Origin of the sequence: Pseudomonas defluvii, from assembly GCF_001695625.1 — a bacterium.
GTDB classification, from domain to species: domain Bacteria; phylum Pseudomonadota; class Gammaproteobacteria; order Pseudomonadales; family Pseudomonadaceae; genus Aquipseudomonas; species Aquipseudomonas defluvii.
This window is the reverse complement of sequence record NZ_MBPN01000230.1, coordinates 1-2,798: the sequence shown is the minus strand read 5'-3', so window position 1 is coordinate 2,798 and position 2,798 is coordinate 1. Positions and strand designations below refer to the sequence as shown.

Below are 2,798 nucleotides of genomic sequence, written 5' to 3'. Positions count from 1 at the left end.
GGGGTTTGGGGAGCAATGGAACCAAAAACCAACGTAAGCTCTGAATCCCACCGTAAAGGGGCTTTCCGATCTCCAGCTCACCCGCCAGGCATTACTCTCTGATCAGTGCCTCGATGATCGGGCAGATCGTTCCGCCGTCTCCCGCATCACATTGCTGCACCAGTTCGCCTAACAGTTGCTGCATGACGACCAAGTCGGCCATCTTCTGCTCGATCAACGCGAGCTTGCGTGCAGCCCGTGCTCGCGTTTCGGCACAGGCGCACGACTCATCCAGCGTCAGCAGTCCACCGACTTCCGAGAGCGTGAAACCCAGCGCCTGAGCCCGCTTGATGAAACGCAGTCGCTTCACCATGTCCACCGGATAGCGCCGATGGCCACCCAAGGGTTTGGCTGGTTCATCCAGCAGCCCGCGTCGCTGGTAGTAGCGGATCGTCTCGACGTTCACCCCGGCGGCGTCTGCCAGCTTGCCAATGGTCAGCTCTGTGGCCATCACTTTCTCCTTGATTCCGTACTTTGGTACGGAGTTTAGAATAGCACCTAGGCAATCAGGCTCAGGAGATGGGAATGGGGATGCAACTCACCGGGAAAGGCTCGCTGGTCGCGAGTTCGCTGACCGCCATCGGTGCGTCGGTGTGCTGTGTCGGGCCACTGGTGCTGTTGGCACTCGGTGTCGGCGGTACGTGGGTGGGCGCTCTGACCATGATGGAGCCACTACGCCCCCTCTTCATCGGGTTGACTCTACTGTTCCTGGGATTGGCATTCCGCAAGCTCTACCTGGTGCCACAGGTTTGTACGCCAGGTACACCCTGCGCCGATCCGCGCACGCTCGTGCGACAGCGACTCGTGTTCTGGATCGTCAGCGTGCTGCTGCTCGGCCTATTGGCCGTGCCGTGGCTCGCCCCGCTGTTCTACTGAAGGAGATTAACCATGCGCAAACTGCTGATCGCCGTGCTTTTCGCCTTGCCGTTCGTGGCGCTGGCGGCTCCCCCGAAAACCGTCACGCTCGACGTGCAGAACATGACGTGCGGACTCTGTCCGATCACGGTCAAGAAGTCGCTGGAGAAGGTGTCCGGCGTGAGTGACGTCCAGGTCAATTTCGACCAGAAGACGGCGACCGTCACCTACGATCCCGATAAGGCCCAGCCCGAGGCACTGACTGAGGCGACCGCGAACGCGGGATACCCCTCCACAGTGCAGAAGTGAGGTCACGATGAGCGCCATTGTCCTTGAGTCCGTGCTGACTTGCCCGCGCTGCGGCTTCGCCAAGCCGGAAACCATGCCCACGGACGCCTGCCAGTTCTATTACGAGTGCAGCAACTGCAAGGCGCTGCTGCGCCCCAACCCAGGGGATTGCTGCGTTTTCTGTTCGTTCGGCTCGGTGAAGTGCCCGCCGATCCAGCAGCAGCTTGGGTGTTGCTCATAGCGTTTAGGGGGATCACAGGTCGTCGTCTGGATTACGCAGTGGCCGCAGCTCGCCGCGCGCAACTTCTTCCGGTACCGCAAAGGAATACCGCCCGAGCATGTTGATGTGCTCGTAGATCAGCGGCGATAGCCGGGCCAAATCCTCTTCCAGCACTGGATAGCCGTGCTGCTTGAGCCGTTCCACGGCCGCCGTCATGTAGAGGGTGTTCCACAGCACGATGATGTTCACCACCAGGCCCAGAGCACCGAGCTGGTCTTCCTGGCCTTCGCGGTAGCGCTGGCGGAGCTCGCCGCGTTTGCCGTGGAACACGGCGCGGGCCAGGCTGTGCCGGCCTTCGCCTCGGTTCAACTGGGTCAGGGTGGCGCGGCGCTTGGACTCGTCGTCGATATAGGTCAACGTGTGCAGAGTCTTTTCGATCCGCCCGAATTCGGCCAGCGCCTGGGCCAGCCGGGTGGGTCTATCTCCCGTTTGCAGCGTGCGCATGATGCCAGTCGCCGGCACCCGGCCGAGTTTGAGCGAGCCGGCCAGGCGCAGCAGGTCGTCCCAGTGCTCGGCGATCAGGTCGAGTTTGACCGACTGGCGGGCCAGCCCGTTGAGCTTGCCGTAGTCCGCGTCCGGGCGCGTGCGCCAGAAGCGGGTACCGCCGACATCGGCCAGCCGCGGACTGAAGTGGTAGCCAAGTAGGCGGAAGAGCCCGAACACCACATCGCTGTAGGCCCCGGTGTCGGTCATGATTTGCGTCGGCTGCAACTCGGTCTGCTGTTCCAGCACGACCGCCAGCAACACCAGGCTGTCGCGCAGCGTGCCGGGCACGGTGATGGCGTTGAGGCCGGAGAATTGGTCGGAAATCAGGTTGTACCAGGTGACACCCCGGCCGGTGCCGAAATACTTCGGATTGGGGCCGGCATGCACGGTGCGCACCGGTACGACGAAGCGCATGCCATCGGCGGAGGCGACCTCGCCGCCACCCCAGACTTGGGCCAGTTCCAGTTGGCTTTGCGCTCCGACCAGGATGGCGTTAGCCGCTGACAGGGTGTCGTCGCGGATATAATTCTGGCTGACCCAGGACAGCCGGTCACGGCGCAGCGCCGGGTTGTCGGTGCGGATCAAGGGCTCCAGGCCGGTGTTGCAGGCCCCGCCCAACAGCACCGCGCAGAGGCTGGTGACCAGGTTGTCGGCGCGTGCATTGCGTTCGGAGACATGGGTGAAGGCCTCGGAAAAGCCAGTGCGGGCGGCGATTTCCAAGAGGATTTCCGGCAGATCGACACGCGGCATCAGGTCAGACACGGCCGCCCGCAGTTGCAGCAACGAGCAGGGCTCGTCCAGCTTGTCCAGCGCCCCGAGCGACAGTTCGGTCTTGCCCTCGGTGTTCTCG

The 2,798-nt window shown here is 63.0% G+C and carries 5 protein-coding genes; 3 read left to right on the top strand and 2 right to left on the bottom strand.

All coding sequences use genetic code 11. The features are described from left to right. Positions 1-91 precede the first annotated feature (91 nt). Positions 92-490 (bottom strand): mercury resistance transcriptional regulator MerR, encoded by a 399-nt coding sequence (gene merR / locus EKA13_RS26770; RefSeq protein WP_003089120.1) that lies wholly within the window; start codon positions 488-490, stop codon positions 92-94. Positions 491-564: 74 nt separating this feature from the next. Here merR and EKA13_RS26765 point away from each other — a divergent pair, with 74 nt between their 5' ends. The 3 genes from EKA13_RS26765 to EKA13_RS26755 are packed head-to-tail and all read left to right on the top strand — an operon-like array spanning position 565 to position 1,423. Beyond that, the gene (locus EKA13_RS26765; protein WP_003089115.1) at positions 565-915 is read left to right on the top strand and encodes a mercuric transporter MerT family protein; all 351 of its coding nucleotides are present in this window, start codon (positions 565-567) and stop codon (positions 913-915) included. Between the two features lie 12 nt (positions 916-927). Then, positions 928-1,203 carry a mercury resistance system periplasmic binding protein MerP gene (gene merP / locus EKA13_RS26760; RefSeq protein ID WP_003150552.1) on the top strand — a complete coding sequence of 92 codons (276 nt, stop codon included), beginning with the start codon at positions 928-930 and terminating at the stop codon, positions 1,201-1,203. A gap of 7 nt (positions 1,204-1,210) precedes the next feature. Further along, on the top strand, positions 1,211-1,423 hold the full coding sequence (locus tag EKA13_RS26755) for a GDCCVxC domain-containing (seleno)protein (RefSeq protein ID WP_003089113.1): 213 nt from the start codon (positions 1,211-1,213) through the stop codon (positions 1,421-1,423). A 12-nt stretch (positions 1,424-1,435) separates the two neighbouring features. Here EKA13_RS26755 and EKA13_RS26750 read toward each other — a convergent pair. Further along, positions 1,436-2,798: Tn3 family transposase (locus EKA13_RS26750; protein ID WP_125862977.1), on the bottom strand; the 1,363-nt coding region annotated here is incomplete at its 5' end.